This is a genomic window from Streptomyces sp. NPDC001204, assembly GCF_053598035.1.
The window spans coordinates 237,007-254,822 of the sequence record NZ_JBSFJL010000010.1 but is presented as its reverse complement, the minus strand read 5'-3'; the positions used below and the strand labels follow the sequence as shown (position 1 = coordinate 254,822).

The 17,816-nt window shown below is 74.9% G+C and carries 17 protein-coding genes and 1 pseudogene; 8 read left to right on the top strand and 10 right to left on the bottom strand.

The genetic code is table 11. From position 1 onward, the window contains the following. The 4 genes and pseudogenes from ACWC91_RS17240 to hypA form a co-directional block, all read left to right on the top strand. Positions 1 to 292, top strand: a pseudogene (locus tag ACWC91_RS17240) (nickel-dependent hydrogenase large subunit); the annotation flags it as partial. Then, on the top strand, positions 285 to 881 hold the full coding sequence (locus ACWC91_RS17235; RefSeq protein WP_225076563.1) for a NifU family protein: 597 nt from the start codon (positions 285 to 287) through the stop codon (positions 879 to 881). The pseudogene ACWC91_RS17240 and the gene ACWC91_RS17235, both read left to right, overlap by 8 nt. Continuing rightward, entirely contained in the window at positions 878 to 1,474 is a 597-nt protein-coding gene (locus ACWC91_RS17230) for a DUF5947 family protein (protein ID WP_225076564.1), read from the top strand. Before ACWC91_RS17235 ends, ACWC91_RS17230 begins: the two co-directional genes overlap by 4 nt. A 47-nt stretch (positions 1,475 to 1,521) precedes the next feature. Then, complete coding sequence (gene hypA, locus ACWC91_RS17225; protein ID WP_281157088.1) at positions 1,522 to 1,881, top strand: hydrogenase maturation nickel metallochaperone HypA; 360 nt, start codon at positions 1,522 to 1,524, stop codon at positions 1,879 to 1,881. A gap of 68 nt (positions 1,882 to 1,949) precedes the next feature. On the opposite strand, the gene hypE is transcribed toward hypA, so the two are convergent. The 7 genes from hypE to ACWC91_RS17190 form a co-directional block, all read right to left on the bottom strand. After that, positions 1,950 to 3,032 carry a hydrogenase expression/formation protein HypE gene (gene hypE / locus ACWC91_RS17220; protein ID WP_450643022.1) on the bottom strand — a complete coding sequence of 361 codons (1,083 nt, stop codon included), beginning with the start codon at positions 3,030 to 3,032 and terminating at the stop codon, positions 1,950 to 1,952. Continuing rightward, positions 3,025 to 4,185, bottom strand: coding sequence for a hydrogenase formation protein HypD (gene hypD / locus ACWC91_RS17215; RefSeq protein WP_450643024.1), 1,161 nt, complete (start codon positions 4,183 to 4,185; stop codon positions 3,025 to 3,027). Before hypD ends, hypE begins: the two co-directional genes overlap by 8 nt. Next, a complete protein-coding gene (locus ACWC91_RS17210; RefSeq protein WP_225076568.1) occupies positions 4,185 to 4,517 on the bottom strand; it encodes a HypC/HybG/HupF family hydrogenase formation chaperone in 333 nt (110 codons plus the stop codon). The genes hypD and ACWC91_RS17210 overlap by 1 nt, the downstream gene beginning before the upstream one ends. Positions 4,518 to 4,590: 73 nt before the next feature. Next, on the bottom strand, positions 4,591 to 6,966 hold the full coding sequence (hypF, locus tag ACWC91_RS17205; RefSeq protein ID WP_450643026.1) for a carbamoyltransferase HypF: 2,376 nt from the start codon (positions 6,964 to 6,966) through the stop codon (positions 4,591 to 4,593). Further along, positions 6,963 to 7,742: a hydrogenase nickel incorporation protein HypB gene (hypB, locus tag ACWC91_RS17200; protein ID WP_225076570.1), complete on the bottom strand. Its 780-nt coding sequence runs from the start codon at positions 7,740 to 7,742 to the stop codon at positions 6,963 to 6,965. Before hypB ends, hypF begins: the two co-directional genes overlap by 4 nt. 66 nt (positions 7,743 to 7,808) lie before the next feature. After that, on the bottom strand, positions 7,809 to 8,411 hold the full coding sequence (locus ACWC91_RS17195) for a hydrogenase maturation protease (protein ID WP_225076571.1): 603 nt from the start codon (positions 8,409 to 8,411) through the stop codon (positions 7,809 to 7,811). Beyond that, a complete protein-coding gene (locus ACWC91_RS17190; RefSeq protein ID WP_450643028.1) occupies positions 8,408 to 10,117 on the bottom strand; it encodes an enoyl-CoA hydratase-related protein in 1,710 nt (569 codons plus the stop codon). Before ACWC91_RS17190 ends, ACWC91_RS17195 begins: the two co-directional genes overlap by 4 nt. 236 nt (positions 10,118 to 10,353) lie before the next feature. Here ACWC91_RS17190 and ACWC91_RS17185 point away from each other — a divergent pair, with 236 nt between their 5' ends. Further along, positions 10,354 to 10,719 carry a transglycosylase family protein gene (locus ACWC91_RS17185; protein WP_225076573.1) on the top strand — a complete coding sequence of 122 codons (366 nt, stop codon included), beginning with the start codon at positions 10,354 to 10,356 and terminating at the stop codon, positions 10,717 to 10,719. 56 nt (positions 10,720 to 10,775) lie between these two features. Here ACWC91_RS17185 and ACWC91_RS17180 read toward each other — a convergent pair whose 3' ends face one another. Continuing rightward, positions 10,776 to 11,657, bottom strand: coding sequence for a YegS/Rv2252/BmrU family lipid kinase (locus tag ACWC91_RS17180; RefSeq protein ID WP_225076574.1), 882 nt, complete (start codon positions 11,655 to 11,657; stop codon positions 10,776 to 10,778). Between the two features lie 73 nt (positions 11,658 to 11,730). Beyond that, positions 11,731 to 13,326, bottom strand: coding sequence for an FAD-binding oxidoreductase (locus tag ACWC91_RS17175; RefSeq protein ID WP_225076575.1), 1,596 nt, complete (start codon positions 13,324 to 13,326; stop codon positions 11,731 to 11,733). A gap of 115 nt (positions 13,327 to 13,441) precedes the next feature. On the opposite strand from ACWC91_RS17175, the gene ACWC91_RS17170 reads away from it, so the two are divergent. Both ACWC91_RS17170 and ACWC91_RS17165 read left to right on the top strand, forming a co-directional pair. Beyond that, complete coding sequence (locus tag ACWC91_RS17170; protein ID WP_450643029.1) at positions 13,442 to 14,059, top strand: TetR/AcrR family transcriptional regulator; 618 nt, start codon at positions 13,442 to 13,444, stop codon at positions 14,057 to 14,059. Beyond that, on the top strand, positions 14,056 to 15,654 hold the full coding sequence (locus ACWC91_RS17165) for a glycerol-3-phosphate dehydrogenase/oxidase (RefSeq protein ID WP_450643030.1): 1,599 nt from the start codon (positions 14,056 to 14,058) through the stop codon (positions 15,652 to 15,654). Before ACWC91_RS17170 ends, ACWC91_RS17165 begins: the two co-directional genes overlap by 4 nt. 632 nt (positions 15,655 to 16,286) lie before the next feature. Here the strand turns inward: ACWC91_RS17165 and ACWC91_RS17160 are convergent. Beyond that, positions 16,287 to 16,826 (bottom strand): hypothetical protein, encoded by a 540-nt coding sequence (locus tag ACWC91_RS17160; protein ID WP_225076578.1) that lies wholly within the window; start codon positions 16,824 to 16,826, stop codon positions 16,287 to 16,289. Between the two features lie 295 nt (positions 16,827 to 17,121). On the opposite strand from ACWC91_RS17160, the gene ACWC91_RS17155 reads away from it, so the two are divergent. After that, on the top strand, positions 17,122 to 17,790 hold the full coding sequence (locus ACWC91_RS17155; protein ID WP_225076579.1) for a lipoprotein: 669 nt from the start codon (positions 17,122 to 17,124) through the stop codon (positions 17,788 to 17,790). Positions 17,791 to 17,816: the final 26 nt, after the last annotated feature.

The following is a 17,816-nucleotide window of genomic DNA, read 5'->3' as shown; positions in this document are numbered from 1 at the left end:
TCTCCCACCACCTCGTCATCAAAGACAAGAAAATCGCCAACTACCACCCCTACCCACCCACCCCCTGGAACGCCAGCCCCCGCGACCCCTACGGCCCGGCCCCTACGAAGACGCCGTCCAAGGCCAGCCCATCTTCGAAGAAAACGACCCCGACACCTTCAAAGGCGTCGACATCATGCGCACCGTCCGCAGCTTCGACCCCTGCCTCCCCTGCGGCGTCCACATGTACCTCGGCAACGGCAAAACCCTCACCACCACCCACACCCCCACCTACGGAGCCGAACATGCCTGACACGGAGCAGGACGCCCGGTCCGGCCGGCTCGCGGACCCGGACGTGGAGGCGCGGCTCGCCCGGCTCGACGAACTCCTCGCGGGGCTCGAGTCCGCTCCGGGGCCGGCCGTGCGGTCCGCCCTGGAGGCGGTGCGGCTGCTGACCGAGGTCTACGGCGAGGCGCTGGGCCGCGTCCTCGACCGCGCGGACGGTGAACTGACGGCGCGTCTGGCCGAGGACGAGTTGGTGGGGCACCTGCTGGTCCTGCACGAGATCCACCCCGAGCCGGCCGAGCGCCGGGCGGCGCGCGCCGTCGAACGGCTGCGCCCGGCCGTACGGGAGCGCGGCGGCGACGTCGAGTGGATGGGCCTGGAGGAACAGGTGGCCCGGGTGCGGGTGACCACGGGCGGCGGCGGGTGCGGTTCCGGGTGCGGCGGCGCCACGGACGACGTGACCGGCGCCGTCCGTGCGGCCGTGCTCGCCGCCGCTCCGGAAGTGGCGGCGGTGGAGGCGGTGCCCGGCGCGTCCGAGCGGCGGACGGCTCCCGCGTTCGTCCCCCTGGAGACACTCGCGCGCCGGGGTGCGCCACGCTCGCAGGAGCCACGGTGACCGGGGACGGAGCGCTGGCCCGCCTCATCCGCTCCTCGGCCGGCCGGGCCTCCGCGGCACCGGGCGAGGTGTGCGATCTGTGCGCCGCGCCGGTGCCCGAGGACCACCGCCACCTCTACGACACCGCCGAGGCCGAGGTGCGGTGCGCCTGCCGCCCCTGTTCGGTGCTCTTCGCCGAGGACGGGTCGGGCGGCGGGCACTACCGGCTCGTCCCCCGGCGCCGGGTGCGGCTTCCGCGCGTCGACACGGCGGCGCTGGGAGTGCCGGTCGGTCTGGTCTTCTTCGTACCGCGCGCCGACGGCACGGTCACCGCGGAGGGGCCGAGCCCGGCGGGTGCCATGCGGTGGGAGGTGGACGCGGCGGCCTGGCGGCGGTTGACCACCCGGATCCCCGAACTCGCCTCCATGGAGCCCGATGTGGAGGCGCTGCTCGTCAACACCGTCCAGGGCCTGGACCACCACTGGATCGTGCCCGTCGACGACTGCTTCCGGATGGTGGCCGTGGTCCGCCGCGAGTGGCGTGGCATGTCCGGCGGGGGCCGGGTGTGGCCCGCCGTCGAGCAGTTCTTCGCGGAACTGACCGAACAGAACTGACCGCGCGGAATTGACCGAGCGGAACTGGCCGATCGGAGGTGACCGACGTGCACGAGTTGTCGATCGCGACCGCCATCGTGGAACAGGCCGACGAGGCCGCCCGGGCCGAGGGGACGGGCGCCGTCTCCGTGGTGACGGTGCGGGTGGGCGAGCTGGCCGGGGTCGTACCCGACGCGCTGAGCTTCGCCTTCGAGGTCGCCCGGGAGGGCACCGCCCTGGCCGGGGCCCGGCTCGTCGTCGAGCAGGTGACCGCGCACGCCTACTGCGTCCCGTGCGACACGGAGTTCCCGGTCGGCATGCCCCCGTTCTTCTGGTGCCCGCACTGCGACCGTCCGTCGCGGGACCTGCGCAGTGGGCGGGAGTTGGAGATCACCGCCATCGAGCCCGCGCCGTCGCCCGCGCCCTGACGGGCCGCCAGGCGACCGGACGGCCCCGCCGGTGCACGACGCACCGGCGGGGCCGTCCGTCCCCACGGTCAGCAGATGCGTGGCAGTTGCTCCCCCAGGGGCAGGTCGACGACCCGGGTGCCGCCGAGGCCGGTGGCGACGACCACCATGCCGGGATGGTCGGCGACGCACTCTCCGATGAGCACGGCTCCGCCGCCCTGCGGGTGGGCACGCATCGCCTCCAGGACGGCCTCGGCCTCGGTGGGCGGCACGAAGGCGACGAGCCTGCCCTCGTTGGCGACGTACAGCGGGTCGAGGCCCAGGAATCCGCAGGCGTTCGAGACCGCCTCGGGGACGGGGATGGCGCGTTCACGCAGCCGGACTCCGGTGCCGGAGGCGCGGGCGATCTCGTTGAGGGAGGCGCCGAGACCGCCCCGGGTGGGGTCGCGCAGCACGTGGATGTCCGGGGTGACGGCCAGCATGGCGGCCACCAGGTCACCCAGGGGCGCCGTGTCGCTGGCGACCTCGACGCCGAACTCCAGGCCCTCCCGGACGCTCATGATGGCCACGCCGTGCAGGCCGATCGGGCCGCTGACGATGACGGCGTCGCCCGCCCGGGCCCGCTGCGGGCGGATGTCCACTCCCTCGGGGACGACACCGACCCCGGCGGTGGTGACGTACACGCCGTCGCCGTGTCCGGCCTCCACCACCTTGGTGTCGCCGGTGGCCACGGTGACTCCCGCGGCTTCGGCGGCCGCGCCCATGGCGCGCGCGATCCGGTCGACCACGGTCAGCTCCACGCCCTCCTCCAGCACGAAGGCGGCGGAGAGGTAGGCGGGCCGGGCGCCGCTCATCGCCAGGTCGTTGACGGTGCCGTTGACCGCCAGGTCGCCGAGGCTGCCGCCCGGGAAGAACAGCGGCCTGACGACGTAGGAGTCGGTGGAGAACGCCAGCCGGGCGCCGCCGAGGTGGAGGACGGCGGAGTCGCCCATGGCGGCGAGGACGGGGTTGCCGTAGGCCGGGGCGAAGACGTCCTGGATCAGTTCGGCGGACAGGGCGCCGCCTCCACCGTGGCCCATCACCACGACCGGCTGGTCGCGCAGGGGGGCGGGGCAGGTCCAGTTCGCCGGGTCGACGGGGGCGTCGGGCGCCGCGGAAGCCAGTTCAGCCAACGGGGTTCATCTCCTCCTGCGGGATGCGGGAGCCCTGAGGCGCCGGGGCGCCCGGTGAGGCCTGTCCGGTCATCCGGCGGTACAGGTAGTAGGCGGCGCAGGCGCCCTCGCTGGACACCATGGTGGCGCCGAGCGGGGTGCGCGGGGTGCAGGTGGTGCCGAACGCGGAGCACTCGGTGGGCTTGATCAGCCCCTGGAGGACCTCGCCCGCACGGCACACCGCGGGCTCCTCGGTGCGGATGCCCCCGACGTCGAAGCGGTGCTCGGCGTCGTAGGCGCGGTAGGCGTCGGACAGCCGCCAGCCGCTGGCGGGGATGCGTCCGATGCCGCGCCAGGCCCGGTCGGCGACCTCGAAGACCTCCTCGAGCATGCTCAGGGCGGCCGGATTGCCCGCCTCGCGCACGGCGCGCGGGTAGGCGTTCTCCACCCGGTGCTCGCCGCGCTCGAGTTGGTGGACGGCCCGGCGGATGCCTTCGAGGATGTCCAGCGGTTCGAAGCCGGTGACCACGATCGGCACCCGGTGCCGCTCGGCCAGGTCCGGGTACTCGGCGGTGCCCATGACGCTGCACACGTGCCCGGCGGCGAGGAAGCCCTGCACCCGGCAGGCCGGGGCCGTCATGATCGCCTCGATGGCCGGTGGCACCCGGACGTGCGAGACCAGCAGGCTGAAGTTGTCCAGGCCCAGGCGGCGGGCCTGGTGCACGGCCATGGCGTTGGCGGGAGCGGTCGTCTCGAAGCCGATGGCGAAGAACACCACCTGCCGGTCCGGGTGTTGACGGGCGAGCCGGAGGGCGTCGAGCGGCGAGTACACCACCCGTACGTCCCCGCCCTCGCCCTTGACCCGGAACAGGTCCCGGTCGGTGCCCGGCACCCGCAGCATGTCGCCGAACGAGCAGAAGATCACGTCGGGGCGGGCGGCGATCGCCAGTGCCTTGTCGATGACTTCGAGGGGGGTCACGCACACCGGGCAGCCGGGGCCGTGGATCAGCTCGACCTCCTCGGGCAGCAGCTGGTCGATGCCGTGCCGGATGATCGAGTGGGTCTGGCCGCCGCAGACCTCCATCAGCGCCCACGGCCGGGTGACCGTCGCGCGGATCTCGTCCAGCAGCCGCCGGGCCAGACCGGGGTCGTTGAACTCGTCGATGTACTTCATCAGGCCTCACTCCCGCTCTTCTCGCGTTCCTCGGCTCCGGGCGCTTGCGGGGCCGGGTCGCCGGCCTGCTCGGCCGCCTGCACCCAGGCGTCACCGAACTCCTCCTCCAGCAGCCCCAGTTGCTCGAACAGCTCCAGGGACGCGCGGGCCGACTCCTCGTCCAGGCGCTGGAGGGCGAACCCGACGTGGACGATCACGTACTCCCCCACCCGCACATCGGGCAGGTATTCCAGACAGGCCTGTTTCTGCACCCCTCCGAAGTCGATCAGACCGGTGAGCGGGTCGGCGCGGTGGTCGATGGCCACGACTTTGCCGGGCACTGCCAAACACATGGGTCACTCCGTCTCGTCGCTGTCTGTCGTCCGCCGGCCCCGCGGCCCTCGCGCGGGTCCCGGCCCGGTCGGCTCATACGGCGGCGGCTTCCGGACGCCGCCGATGGTGCCGCTCGTGTGCCGCGACCACGAGCTGTCCGAGGGCCAGTCCGCCGTCGTTCGGGGGGACTTCGCCGTGGCGCAGGACGGTGAAGCCGTCCGCGGTGAGCAGCGCGGCGCACTCGTCCTCCAGCAAGCCGTTGGCGAAGACACCGCCGCTGAGTACGGCGGTGGTCAGGCCGGTGGCCGCGCGAGCGCGGTGGCAGATCTCCGCGACGGCCCGCGCGAGGCCCCGGTGGAAGCGGGCCGCGAGGACCGGCGGCGGGGTGCCGCGCCGCTGGTCGTCCAGGAGCGCCCGCAGCATGGGCGCCGGGTCGCAGCCGAGGGGGCCGGGTCCTTCGGTGATGGCGAAGGGGTACGCCGCGCTGTCGGCGTCCCGGGCCAGGGTCGCGGCCGCCTCCAGTTCCAGCGCGGCCTGTGCTTCGTATCCCGCGCGGTGGCACACGCCCGCGAGGGAGGACACGGCGTCGAAGAGCCGGCCCGTGCTGGAGGTCGGCACGCAGGCCAGGTCGCGCTCCAACTGCCGCCGGAGCAGCGACCGTTCGTCGGGTGCGCAGGCTGCGACGCTGGGCAGCCGGGGGTCCCAGGGCAGTCCCGCGGCCCACAGCCGGGCCAGGGCGAGCCGGCAGGGGTTGGCCACGCCCGCGTCGCCTCCGGGCAGCGGGGCGGGGGTCAGCCGGGCGAAGCGGCGGTGGCCGGTGTAGTCGGCGAGCAGGAACTCGCCGCCCCAGACGGTGCCGTCGTCGCCGTACCCGGTGCCGTCGAAGGCGACGCCGATGACGGGCGTGGTGCCGTCGAGGCCGTGCTCGGCCATCGCTGAGGCGATGTGGGCGTGGTGGTGCTGGACGAGTACGGGCTCCGGCTGCGGGAGTCCGGCGGCGCGGCGGCGCGCCCAGCGGGCCGAGTGGTAGCCGGGGTGGCGGTCGGCGGCGACCAGGGCGGGGGTCACTCCGGTCAGGCGCAGCAGGTGCCGTTCCGCCCGCCGGGCGGCCTCCTGGGTGGCGAGGTCCCCCATGTCGCCGATGTGCGGCCCGAACCAGGCCTGCTCGCCGTCGCCGACGCACGGGACGTTCTTCAGGTCGCCGCCCACGGCGAGCGCGGGGCGCACCGCGACCGGCAGGCGCAGCGCGCGGGGTGTGTAGCCGCGGGAGCGGCGCAGCACCTGTTCGGTGCCGTCGGGGCGCACCCGCAGCAGGGAGTCGTCGCAGGGGGAGGCGATGGGCCGGTCGTGGGCGAGCCAGGCGTCGGCGAGCCCGGCGAGCCGGGTCAGCGCCTCCTCGTCGTCGGTGACGATCGGTTCGCCGGAGCGGTTGCCGCTGGTCAACACCAGCACGCGCGGGCCGGGGGGATCGCCGGGCAGCCCGAACAGCAGGGTGTGCACGGGGGTGTAGGGCAGCATCACGCCGACGTGGGGGCTGCCGGGGCACACCTCGTCGGACAGGCGGAGCCCGTCCGGCCGTGCGCGCCGGCGCAGCAGGACGATGGGCCGTGCCGGGCTGGTGAGCGTGGCCCGTTCGCGGTCGGTGGGGTCGGCGATCCGCTCGACGGCGGCGAGGTCGGCGCACATCACGGCGAACGCCTTGCCGCCGCGTTCCTTGCGCGCCCGCAGGGTGGCGACGGCGCGGGTGTCGGCGGCGTCGCAGGCCAGGTGGTAGCCGCCGACGCCCTTGACGGCGACGATCCGTCCGGAGGCGAGCAGGGCCCGGGCCGCCGCAAGGGCGTCCGTGTCCCGGGCCGGGCGGTCCCCGCTGCCCGCTGCGGACTCCAGGCGCAGCCGGGGGCCGCAGTCGGGGCAGGCCACGGGCTGGGCGTGGAAGCGCCGGTCGGCGGGGTCGGTGTACTCCCGGGCGCAGGCGGGACACATCGGGAAGCCGGCCATGGTCGTGACCGCGCGGTCGTACGGCATGGCGGTGGCGATGGTGAAGCGGGGGCCGCAGTGGGTGCAGGTGATGAACGGGTGCCGGTGGCGGCGGTCGCCCGGGGCGGCGAGTTCGCGCAGGCAGTCGGCACAGGTCGCGGTGTCGGGCGGGAGGTGTGTGCGTCCCGGCGAGTGTTCGGTGGCGTGGATGGCGAACGGGCCGGTGGCGCCGGTGGCGGGAAGGTCCTCCAGACCGATGCCGGTGACGGCGGCCAGCGGGGGCGGTTGCCGGGCCAGCCGCTCGCAGAACCGGGTGACGTCGTCCGGCGGGCCCTCGATCTCGATCAGCACGCCGGCGGCGGTGTTGCTCACGAAGCCGGCCAGCGCCAGGTCGGCGGCGAGGCGGTGCACGTAGGGCCTGAAACCCACGCCCTGCACGGTGCCGCGCACCGTGAGCCGGCGGCGCACCGGGCCGGTGACGGGTGCGGTCATGAGGCGGGGGTGGTCGCCGGGTGCGGTTGCGTGTGGTGGTCGTGGGCCTGTTCACCGTCGGCGGCGTGGTCGTGGCTGTGGCCGTGGGGGTGCGGGGTGAGCGGGGGCCGGTGCTGCGGGGCTCCGTCGCGGGCTGCCAGCACTCGGTCCAGGACGGTGTCGACGCCGTCGCCGGTGCGCGCGCAGGTCCGTACGATCTCCACCCCGGGGTTGACCTGCCGCACATGGGTGCGGAAGGCGGTCTCGTCGAAGCCGGCGGCCTCGGCCAGGTCGGTCTTGGTGACCAGGACCAGGTGGGCGGAGCCGAACGCGGTGGGGTACTTCAGCGGCTTGTCCTCGCCCTCGGTCACGGCCATCAGGACGATCCGCAGGGTCTCGCCGAGGTCGTACGACGCGGGGCAGACGAGGTTGCCGACGTTCTCCACGAACAGCACCGCCGTGTCCTCGGGCAGCCAGCCCTCCAGCCGGGTGCGGACCTGCCGGGCCTCCAGGTGGCAGAGTCCGTCGGTGAGCACCTGCTGCACCGGGGCGCCGGAGCGGGCCAGCCGGCGGGCGTCGTTCTCGGTCGCCAGGTCCGCGGTCAGCGCGGCCACGGGGACGCCGCGTTCGACGGCGCGGGCCAGCACCCGGCCGAGGAGTTCGGTCTTGCCGCTGCCGGGGCTGGACAGCAGGTTGACGACGGCCACGCCCTGCCGGGCCAGGTCGCCGCGCAGGGTGGCGGCGAGATCGTCGTTCTTGGCGAGGACGGCCTGCTTGACGTCGACGGACCGGCACATGGCGCTGCTCCTCGGGGTCGGTTCAGGGGCGGGGCTGGGAGTAGAGGGGGAGGGTTGCGGGGCCCCTCACCGATCTTCGGCCGCTTCGGTGGCGAGGTGCGGGAGCGCAGCCGTGTGCGCGGGGGCGGATTCCTCCGTGCGGACCAACGGCGGGGTGGCCGCGGGGTCGGCGAGCAGCACCGGGACCATGGTGTGCAGGGCCTCGACGGCCGGGGCGACGGCCTCCCGCACCGGGTCGCTGAGCCCGGCCATGATGTCCTCGTCGCCGCGGGGCCGCACCTGGGGCTCGCAGGCGAGCACGAGGACGCGCGGGAGGGGCCCGTCGCCCAGGTGCGCGGCCAGGGCCAGCACCTTGGCCGGGTCCATGCCGTGGGCCTCCGGGGGGGCCGCCGCGCCGGCCTCGGCGCCGGGGAGTTCCGCCTCGATCAGGGACAGGGTGCCGGGCCGTCGGCCGCGCGGCGCCGCGTCGACCAGGACGGCCGTGTCGTAGCCGTCCAGCAGTTCGTAGGCGAGGTCCAGGCCGCGGATGCCGAAGTCCCGCACCCGGACCCCGGCCGGCAGCGGGCGGGAGCCGAGGGCCTGGATCACCTCGGGGCCGAAGGCGTCGTCGGCGAGGAAGATGTTGCCGACGCCGGCGACCAGGAGCCGGGTGCCGGGCGGCGGCGTCATCGGGTGCCTCCGGTGAACGGGGCGCCGGCCGCGGACAGGGGGCGGGCGCAGGCACCGGGCAGCTTGCGGACGAATGCCGAGCGCAGCGCGTGGTAGGGGGCGGCGGGGTCGAAGAAGATGTCGCGCATCCGGGCGAGTTCGGCGCGCCGGTGGTCGGCGAGCGGCCGTACCGCCTCGTCGCGCGCGCGGGCCGCCATCTTGGCGTCGATCCGCCGGCCGAGGTCGGGCGCGTCCGCGAGCCCGGCGGCCATGCGGTCGACCTCGGCGGTGAACTCCCCCGCGGGAACGGGCACGAGACGGTCCACCAGGCCGAGGCCGTGCGCGCTGGCGGCGCTCACCGGCAGGGCCTCGGTGGTCAGCCGCCCGGCCGTCCCGGTGCCGGTCCGGCGCGGCAGGGTGTACGTCCAGAACTCCGAGCCGTACAGGCCCATCCTGCGGTAGTGCGGGTTGAGTACGGCACCGGTTCGGCACCACACCTCGTCGGCGGCGAGGGCGAGCATGACGCCGCCCGCGGCGGCGTTGCCGCCCAGCGCGGCGACGACCAGCCGGTCGGTGGTGTGCAGCACCGCCTCGACCAGGTCGTCCATGGCGTTGAGGTTGGCCCACGACTCGGCGGCCGGGTCGCCGGACGCCTCGATGACGTTCAGGTGGATGCCGTTGGAGAAGAAGTCGCGGGCGCCGCCGAGGACGAGTACCGGGGTGGAGCGGGTGAGGGCGTGGCGGTAGGCGGCGAGCAGCCTGCGGCAGTGGTCGGTGCTCATCGCGCCGCCGGGGAAGGAGAAGGTGACGAAGCCGACGTCGCCGCGCTGCCGGTAGCGGATGTCGGTCCAGGTGCGCCGCCCCGGGGGAAGTTCGAGCGGTACGGCCGCCTCGGGGAGACCGGTCGGGCCGAGGACCGAGGCGGCCGGGCGTTTGAAGGGAGCCGGGTCGCCGGAGTTCTTGCGCGGCCTGAGTTCCGGGATCCACACGGCGCCGTCCCGGGTGGCGCGGCACACCGCTCCCGCCCGCGTGGCGAGCAGTTCCCCGGGGCGGCCGCGCAGTTGGTCCTCCGGGTGGCCGCCGTGCAGGAACAGCTCACGGCCGAGGAGTTCGTCGAGAACTCCGGGCTGCGAGTCGGCGCCTCTCAGCTTGTTCAGCACGGTCGCGGTGCTGTCGTCCTCCCAGTCGACGCGGCGCCGCTCCTGGCGCAGGAAGCCGCGCCGGACGACGTGGGTGGCGGGGTCGCTCTGCGGCAGCGGTTTGAAGGAGCCCTCGGCGTAGCGCCGTACGGCCAGGAGTACGGCGGCCACGGCGGCGTCGGACACCTCGTTGCGGTACAGGTCGCTCTTGCCGACCGGTTCCGTGCGGAACGGCATGGACGCCCAGATGTCGCCGGCGTCCATCGCCGCCTCGGCCTGGAGGACCGTCACGCCCCAGTCCGGCATCTGGTCGGCGATCGCCCAGTCCAGCGCGGAGGGGCCTCGGTCGCCCGGTGGGCCGGGGTGCACGATGAGGCAGGTGTGCTCCCGCCACACGTCGTCGGGCAGCGCGGTCTTGAGCATCGGCGCGATGACGAGTTCCGGGTTCGTCTCGGCGACGGCGGCGCGGACCGCGTCGGGGCCGGGCGTGGCGAGCACGACGTCGACGTGGTGGCCGAGATCCGCCAGTTCGGCGTAGACGCGCTGCGACAGGCTGTTGAACGCACTGACGACGAGCAGAATGTCCATGACGCGGCATGGTGTCCGGTTCACGGAGCTCCGGGAAGGAACCCGGCGGGGCGTTCCTCCGTCTGCGCCAGACCCCGTCCGCCGTCCGCGTCAGATCCCCTCCTCCATCCGGATCGCGTGGCACCGGTCCTCCTCGACGGCGCGGCCACGGACTCACCGGGCGACAGCGCCCCGGCGGACAGGCGCCCGGCGCGTCGCTTCACTACTTTCCGATCACCCGGTGTAACAGTCTGCGCATGATCTGTCAGCAGAACATCGACAGGGCCCCCGGCCGCCGCCCTCGCCGCCGCGCGCTGCGCGGGACCCTGCTGGCCGCGGCGACCACAGCGGCACTGGCCGGCGGACCCCAGGCGACGGCACTCCCGGCCGCCGGTCCGGGTCCCGACTGGGACGCCATCGCCGCGTGCGAGTCCAGCGGCAACTGGAAGGCGAACACCGGCAACGGGTACTACGGCGGGCTCCAGTTCCGCCAGTCCAGCTGGATCGCCGCGGGAGGGCTGAAGTACGCGCGCCGAGCGGACCTGGCCTCCCGCAGACAGCAGATCAGGGTGGCCGGTCGGCTGGTTGTCCTCCAGGGGATGTCGGCGTGGGGCTGCTCCTGACGACGTCTCGGCCGTCCAAGTACCGTTTCTGGCCCACCGGTTGAGCCGACAGGCGGTCAGCAGAGGACGGAGAGCGCCCCGGGCAGCACGCGGGCCGTGACGGGCAGGACCGCCTCGACCTCGCCGTCGGCGCCGTAGGGCACCTCGCGGTCGGCGGCGACACGGATCCGTCTGCCCCGCAGGATCCGCACCTCGGGGCGCTCGACGTGCGCGCCCGACTTCAGCTCGTTCATCAGCGCGAAGAAGAGCCGGCGCGGCGCCTCGCGGATCATCACCACGTCGAGCAGGCCGTCGTCGACGCGGGCGCCGGGCGCGATCATGCGACCGGAGCCGTAGTAGGCGGAGTTGGCGGCCACCACGGTGTAGCCGCGGTGGATGTGCTCCTCGCCGTCGACGGTGACGTGGTAGGTCGCCGCCCGCCAGGTGGCCACGGCGCGCAGCCCGCCCGCGTAGTAGGAGGCGGCGCCGCGCAGCAGCCGGGAGTTGTTCGCGTGCCGGTTGGCGAGCGCGTCGACGCCCGCGTACACGCTGCCGAGGACGACGGTGCGCGGGTGCGCGGCCGACTCCACCTCGATGGTGTCGACGCGGCGCGGGGCGCCGTGCAGCAGGATCCGGGCCAACTCCGCCGGATCGGCGGGCAGTTCCAGCGCGCGGGCGAAGTCGTTGCCGCGGCCCGCCGGGACCAGGCCCAGGAGGGTGCCGGTGCCGCTCAGGGCTCCGCCGATGCCGCCCGCGATGCCGTCGCCGCCCACGGCGAGCACGACGCGGTCGCGCTCCCCGGCCAGGCGGGCGAGGTCCTGGGCGTGAGCGAGACTGCGGCTGTACTCGGTCTCCACTCCGCCGCCGGCCTCCCTGAGCAGCCTGGCCACCCGCAGCAGCGCCGCGGCCCCGGCGGATCCGCCCGCGGTGGGGTTGACGATGGCGGTGAACTGTCGCATCGGTGGGGCCTCCGGAGCGGAAAGGGGGGCGGTCGCGGGCGGTACGGGCCGGGGTCGGCCGAGGCAGCCTGGGTCAGTCGAGGGGCAGCAGAACGCCCGGGTTCAGCAGTCCGTCGGGGTCCAGTCGGCGTTTGACGGCCCGCAGGGCCTCGACGGCGAGCGGCCCGGCCTCCCGGACGTACCCGTCCCGGTGGTCGGTGCCCACCCCGTGATGGTGGCTGATGGTGCCGCCCGCGGCGAGGATGGCCTCGTTCGCGGCCCGCTTGGCGGGCGCCCAGTGCGCCACCGGGTCGTCGCCCTGGGCGCTGACCACGGTGAAGTACAGCGAGGCGCCGTTCTCGTAGACGTGCGAGATGTGGCACATCACCAGGGGCGGCGTGCCCGACTCGGTGAGCGTGGCGGTCAGCGCCCCGCGGACGGAGGCGTAGAGCCCGGGGACACGGGACCAGAACGCGGCGGTCTCCAGCGTCTCGGCGAACGCGCCGGCGTCCAGGAGTGAGTCGCGCAGGTAGGGCGCCGAGTAGCGGCCGTGGGCCCAGCGCTCCCCCGGCTCCTCGCCCAGGTGGGTGCCGCCGCACTCGCGCAGCACTGCCGCGGCGCGTCGCCGGCGGTGGGCGGTGTCCTCCGCGGTGCCCTCGTAGCCCGCGATCGCCTGGCAGCCGGTGCCCTGCCGGACGTCCAGGGCGCCGATGGCGTCGGGCTCGGCGAGGCCGATCAGGGTCTCGGTCTCGTCGGACAGGCGCAGCACGGTCGGGCGCGGCCCGTCCTGGGCGAGCCGCCGCAGGGCGGCGGCGCCCTCCTCGAAGGAGGCGAAGCGCCAGCCCTCGTACACGCGGGTCTGCGGGAGGGGGCGCAGGCGCACGGTCACCGAGGTGATGACACCGAACGCGCCCTCGGAGCCGAGGACGAGCTGGCGCAGGTCGGGTCCGGCCGCCGAGCGCGGGGCGCGGCCCGCCTCGACGGTGCCCTCGGGGGTGGCGAGGGTGAGGCCGAGCACCATGTCGTCGAAGCGGCCGTAACCGGCCGAGGCCTGCCCGCTGGAGCGGGCGGCGGCGAACCCGCCGAGGGTGGCCCACTCGTAGGACTGGGGGAAGTGGCCGAGGGTGAAGCCGTGTTCGGCCAGCAGCGCCTCCGCGTCCGGGGCGCGCAGGCCCGTTTGCAGGGTGGCGGTGCGGGAGACCGGGTCCAGGGCGAGCAGCCGGTTCATACGGCGCAGGTCCAGGGCGACGAAGGGGCGGCGGCGCTCGGGGGCGAGACCGCCGACGACGGAGGTGCCGCCGCCGAACGGAACGAGGGCCAGGCCGTGGGTGGCGCAGGCGCGCAGCACGGCGAGTACGTCGTCGTGGTCCGCGGGGAGCACCACGGCCGCCGGGACGTCCGTGACGTCGCCGTCCCTGATGCGCAGCAGGTCCGGGGTGGACTTGCCGCGGGTGTGGCGGATCCGGGACTCGGCGTCGGTGCGGACGTGCGCCTCGTCGCCCACGGCCTCGCCCAGGGCGCGGAGCGCGTCCGCGGTCAGCGGCGGGCTGGGGACGCGGATCTCCTCCAGGGCGACCGGTCCGGCCTCGCGGGGCTTGACGCCGAGCACGTCGCGCAGGAGTCCGGTCACCGGCTCGGGCAGCGGTGTGGCCCTGGCCGGGTCGCCCCAGCCGCTCCACAGCATGTCCATGGGGTGTTCCTCACCGGTCGTGTCGAAGGAGGGGTGCCTTGTTCCGAGTGCTGTGTTCCGAGTGCCGTGTTCCGCGGTGCGCCGTGACGCGACCGCAGGCGTTACACTGTGACACATGACGCCTATTCGTCACAACGGTGCGGACCGGCCGGACCGCTCGGACGGTGATCCCGTACTCGACGCCGTGCGCGACTGCGTCCTGGCCGTCGGCGTCCGGCGTACGACCCTGACGGACGTGGCCCGCCGCGCGGGCGTGTCCCGGATGACGCTCTACCGCCGCTGGCCCGATGTGCGGTCCCTCGTCGGCGATCTGATGACGCGGGAGTGGATCGCCGTGGCCGTCGGGGCGATGCCGGAGCGCAGGCCCGGGACGAACGCGCGCACGCTGATCGTCGACGGGCTCGTGGCCGGAGTGAGGGCGTTCCGCGCCCACCCGCTCTTCCGCAAGATCGTCGACGTGGACCCCGAACTGCTCCTCCCCTATGTGCTGGACCGCCGGGGAGCCAGCCAGGAGGCCCTGCTCTCCCTGCTCGCCGGCCACCTGCGCGAGGGCCACGCCGACGGGTCGGTGCGCGCCGGTCACACCGAGCGGCAGGCTCGGTCCCTGCTGCTGGTCGTGCAGTCCTTCACGCTGTCGCTGCGCACCATGACCGAGGAGGACGACCCCGAGCTGGACGGCGAGGCCTTCCTCGCGGAACTGCGGACCATCCTGGAGAGGACCCTGACGCCATGAGCTTCGGCAACGACCCGGCCGTCACCGCGCACACGGCTCCGGGCACCTCGCTCACCGCCGCCCGCCGCGCCCGCGAACTGGCCCGGACCGTCGGCGGTCCGGCCGTGGACGTCCTGGTCGTAGGTCTCGGCGCGACCGGCGCCGGGGCCGCGCTGGACGCCGCGGCGCGCGGGCTGAGCGTCGCCGCGATCGACGCCCACGACCTGGCCTTCGGTACCTCCCGCTGGAGTTCGAAACTCGTCCACGGCGGACTGCGCTACCTCGCCTCCGCCCAGTTCGACGTCGCCCACGAGAGCGCGGTCGAACGCGGTGTGCTGATGGAACGCACCGCTCCCCATCTGGTCGGCGCCCAGCCGTTCGTCCTGCCCCTCACGCCGCTGGTCTCGCGCGGCCAGGCCGCCCTGGTCTGGGCCGGCTTCCGCGCAGGCGACGGGCTGCGGCTGGCGGCGCGCACCGCCCGTGCCACCCTGCCGGTGCCGCGCAGGCTGTCCGCCGTGGAGACCCGCCACCTCGCGCCCGCCGTGCGCGGCACCGGGCTGCGCGGCGGTCTGCTGTCCTGGGACGGGCGGCTCACCGACGACGCCCGCCTGGTGACCGCGATCGCCCGTACGGCGGCGGGTCGCGGCGCCCGCGTCCTGACCCGGGTCCGGGCGCTGGAACTCACCGGTTCCGGCGCCCGGGTGCGTGACGAACTGACCGGCGAGGAGGGCGAGATCCGGGCCCGCGCCGTGATCAACGCCTCCGGAGTGTGGGCGGGCGGCCTGGTGGACGGCATCCGGATCCGGCCCTCCCGCGGCACCCACCTCGTGCTGCGCTCCGGCCTGCTCGGTCCCCTGCCGGCCGGGCTGCACATCCCGGTCCCCGGGGAGACCAACCGCTTCGTCCTGGTCCTGCCGCAGGACGACGGCCGGGTCTACGCCGGGCTCACCGACGAGCCCGTCGAGGGCGGCGTCCCGGACGTGCCGCAGGTCCCCGAGTCCGACGTCGGCTTCCTGCTCGACGTGCTGGCCTCCGCCCTCGACGTGCCGATACGCCGCGACGACGTGGCCGGCGCCTTCGCGGGCCTGCGCCCCCTGCTGGACACCACGCCGGCGACCGGATCCGCCTCGGCGCCCCGGACCTCGGACATCTCCCGCAGGCACGCGGTGCTCACCTCGCCGGACGGCGTGGTCACCGTGGTGGGCGGCAAGCTCACCACCTACCGTCGCATGGCCGAGGACGCCGTCGACACCGCCGTCGCCGCGCACGGACTCGGCGCGGGGCCCTCCCCCACGGCCGCCCTCCCCCTCGTCGGCGCCGCGGCACCGCGGATCCTCGCCGCGCTCCGGGCCCCGCACCGCCTGGTCCGGCGCTACGGCACGGAGGCGCCGGCCGTCCACGCCCTGGGCACCCGGGACCCACGCCTGCGCGCACCCGTGCTGGAGGGCCACCCCGTCACCCGCGCCGAACTCCTGTGGGCCGTACGCCAGGAGGGCGCCCTCGACGAGTCCGACCTCCTGGACCGCCGCACCCGAATCGGCCTCGTACCGTCCGACCGCACGACAGCACTGGAGGCCGCGCGCGAGGTGCTGGGCGAGACACTGGGCTCCCGGTGAAACGGCGGTCGACACGCGACGCCCGTTGAACGGGCCGCGGCACCCTCGAAGTCGCGACGCGCGGCCCGTCGGCCGGGAGCCGGTGAGTGGGGCCGAATCCTGAGCGGGCGGTACACACGAGGTCGGCGGGGCGGCGCGGGGCAGCCGCCCGAAGACCGGCCGTGCGCCCAATGACCGCGGGCCGCCGGGCCGCCCGCGTCCACACCAGGGCCGCGCCCACCACGCGGACAGCATCCTTCGATGCCAGAGTCACGCCCATGAGCGCCGGCCCACCCGCCGGGCGCCCGCCTCGGCCGATCGGCACCACAGACGCGCCAATCACCGGCGAAACCACACGAGTTGCCGCCAGGTCCCCACTCATCAGCACCGGGAGGGCTCCCCCGAGCAGCCGAGCCCAAGGACGGCACTGCACCAGAAACACTCGTCGGCACCTGAACCACGTAGGTCAGAGCCGGCAACGCCCCTCGGCGCCAAGACACCACCCGCTCGCGCCCGGACCGGCAATGCGGCGGCCGGAGCCCTGTCGGCGCCGGCGCCGCACCTGTCAGCGCCAGGCCGCGCAGCTCGGCGCCGGCGACGCCCTTCGATGCCGGAGCCGCGGATACGCAGGACGGTGCCGGGACCGTGTCGGGTCATGCGGCGAAGGCCTCGCCCTGATCCTCGAGGCGGGCGAGGAGTTGGGGGTGGTGGAGGGCGGAGACCGGGGCGAGGAGGTCGGGGTGACGGAGCAGGGCCGCTGCCCGTCGGTCGCCGTCGTCGGGGGCGACCAGGCGGCGGAACTCCGGGGGCGTGGAGGCGGGTTCGGTCGCCTCGGTGAGCGCGTCCACCGCACGCCCGGCCAGTTCGGGGTCGGTGAGCAGGCAGGCGGCCCAGCTCAGCACGACCTCGTCCACCCAGGTGCGCCAGGCGTCCGCGTCCGGGTCGTCGGTGTCGGCGCCGTCCCCGCCGTCCGCGCCGGCGATCCAGTCCAGGCGGGCCGAGCCTCCGGGGCCGGACATCATCACCAGCGCGGCGTCCATCGGCGTCGGATAGCGCAGCCGGGCCGCGGCCGTCACCGCCTGGCGCGCCTGCGCCTCGCACAGGGCGGAGGCCAGCGCGCCGCCGGACGCCGGGTACGCGCTGGTCAGCCAGTGGGTGGTCGCCGCGATGAGCGGGGAGAGATCTTCGTGCACTGTCGGACCGTTCGAGCCGTTCACGGACAAAAAGGACTGCGTGAAACGGTAGTCCGCGCTCCAGGCCGAGCAGTATGACCCAGGCCGCCTCCGGGGCGTGGCCTCCGCCACATTCGGATGCGGCGATGAGCGGCGGCCCCCGCCCGGAGGAGGGAGATGGCCTCCTCCGGCGTGGCGGGGCCGCCGGCGCCGAGGATCAGGCCGGGCGCCCCGGCCGCGTGCCCGGGCGAGGCCACTCAGGGCCTCCGGGCCGCAACCGGTTACAGTGGCGCGCCGGCGAGGAGGGGAGAGAGCGGTGCGGGGTCGGGCGGGAACGGCACGGCGGGGTTCGACCATCGTGGTGGCGCTGCTGCTGAGCGCGGCGCTGACGGCGTGTTCGGGGACGGCGCGGGACGGCGCGTCCGCCGTGCGACCGGCGGACGCGACGGACGCAACAGGCACGTCGGTCCGCAGCGGTGGCACGATCGGCGCCCGGGGCTCGGTGTGCGAGCTTCCCGTCACCTTCGACATCGCCGAGGAGTGGAAGGCCGAGGCGGTGGATCCGGCGGCGGCCGGCGACTCCCCAGCCGGCGAGGAGGTCGCGGACGCGCTGCTGCGCCAGGGCCCGGTGACCACCGTGTGCGAGGTCGACGCCAAGCCCGCGGGGAACATCGGTTTCCTCCGCGTGTTCACCGGCCCCCCGGGCGCGGGGGACGCGAGAACGGTCCTGCGGGCCTTCGTGGCCGCCGAGGAGGACGTGAGCGAGGAGACGTACCGCTCGTTCACGACGGGCGGGCTCGAAGGCGTCGAAGTCGAGTACGTGCGTACGAGCGAGCTGCTGGACGAGCCGAAGAAGGAACGCGCCCTGGCCGTCGGCACCGCCCAGGGCCCCGTGGTCCTGCACCTCGGCGGCATGGACACCGAGGAACACGAACAGATGCTCCCCGCCTACGAACTCGCCAGGAGGACCCTGCGCAACGCCTGAGCGGCTTCCGGAGGGGGCCCGTACTC

Coding starts and splice junctions, on each gene's coding strand:
- ACWC91_RS17235 (WP_225076563.1), top strand. CDS start 285: ATGCCTGACACGGAGCAGGACGCCCGGTCCGGCCGGCTCGCGGACCCG.
- ACWC91_RS17180 (WP_225076574.1), bottom strand. CDS start 11,657: ATGCGACAGTTCACCGCCATCGTCAACCCCACCGCGGGCGGATCCGCC.
- ACWC91_RS17175 (WP_225076575.1), bottom strand. CDS start 13,326: ATGGACATGCTGTGGAGCGGCTGGGGCGACCCGGCCAGGGCCACACCG.
- ACWC91_RS17185 (WP_225076573.1), top strand. CDS start 10,354: ATGATCTGTCAGCAGAACATCGACAGGGCCCCCGGCCGCCGCCCTCGC.
- hypF (WP_450643026.1), bottom strand. CDS start 6,966: ATGACCGCACCCGTCACCGGCCCGGTGCGCCGCCGGCTCACGGTGCGC.
- ACWC91_RS17170 (WP_450643029.1), top strand. CDS start 13,442: ATGACGCCTATTCGTCACAACGGTGCGGACCGGCCGGACCGCTCGGAC.
- ACWC91_RS17190 (WP_450643028.1), bottom strand. CDS start 10,117: ATGGACATTCTGCTCGTCGTCAGTGCGTTCAACAGCCTGTCGCAGCGC.
- ACWC91_RS17195 (WP_225076571.1), bottom strand. CDS start 8,411: ATGACGCCGCCGCCCGGCACCCGGCTCCTGGTCGCCGGCGTCGGCAAC.
- hypD (WP_450643024.1), bottom strand. CDS start 4,185: ATGAAGTACATCGACGAGTTCAACGACCCCGGTCTGGCCCGGCGGCTG.
- ACWC91_RS17210 (WP_225076568.1), bottom strand. CDS start 4,517: ATGTGTTTGGCAGTGCCCGGCAAAGTCGTGGCCATCGACCACCGCGCC.
- hypB (WP_225076570.1), bottom strand. CDS start 7,742: ATGTGCCGGTCCGTCGACGTCAAGCAGGCCGTCCTCGCCAAGAACGAC.
- ACWC91_RS17165 (WP_450643030.1), top strand. CDS start 14,056: ATGAGCTTCGGCAACGACCCGGCCGTCACCGCGCACACGGCTCCGGGC.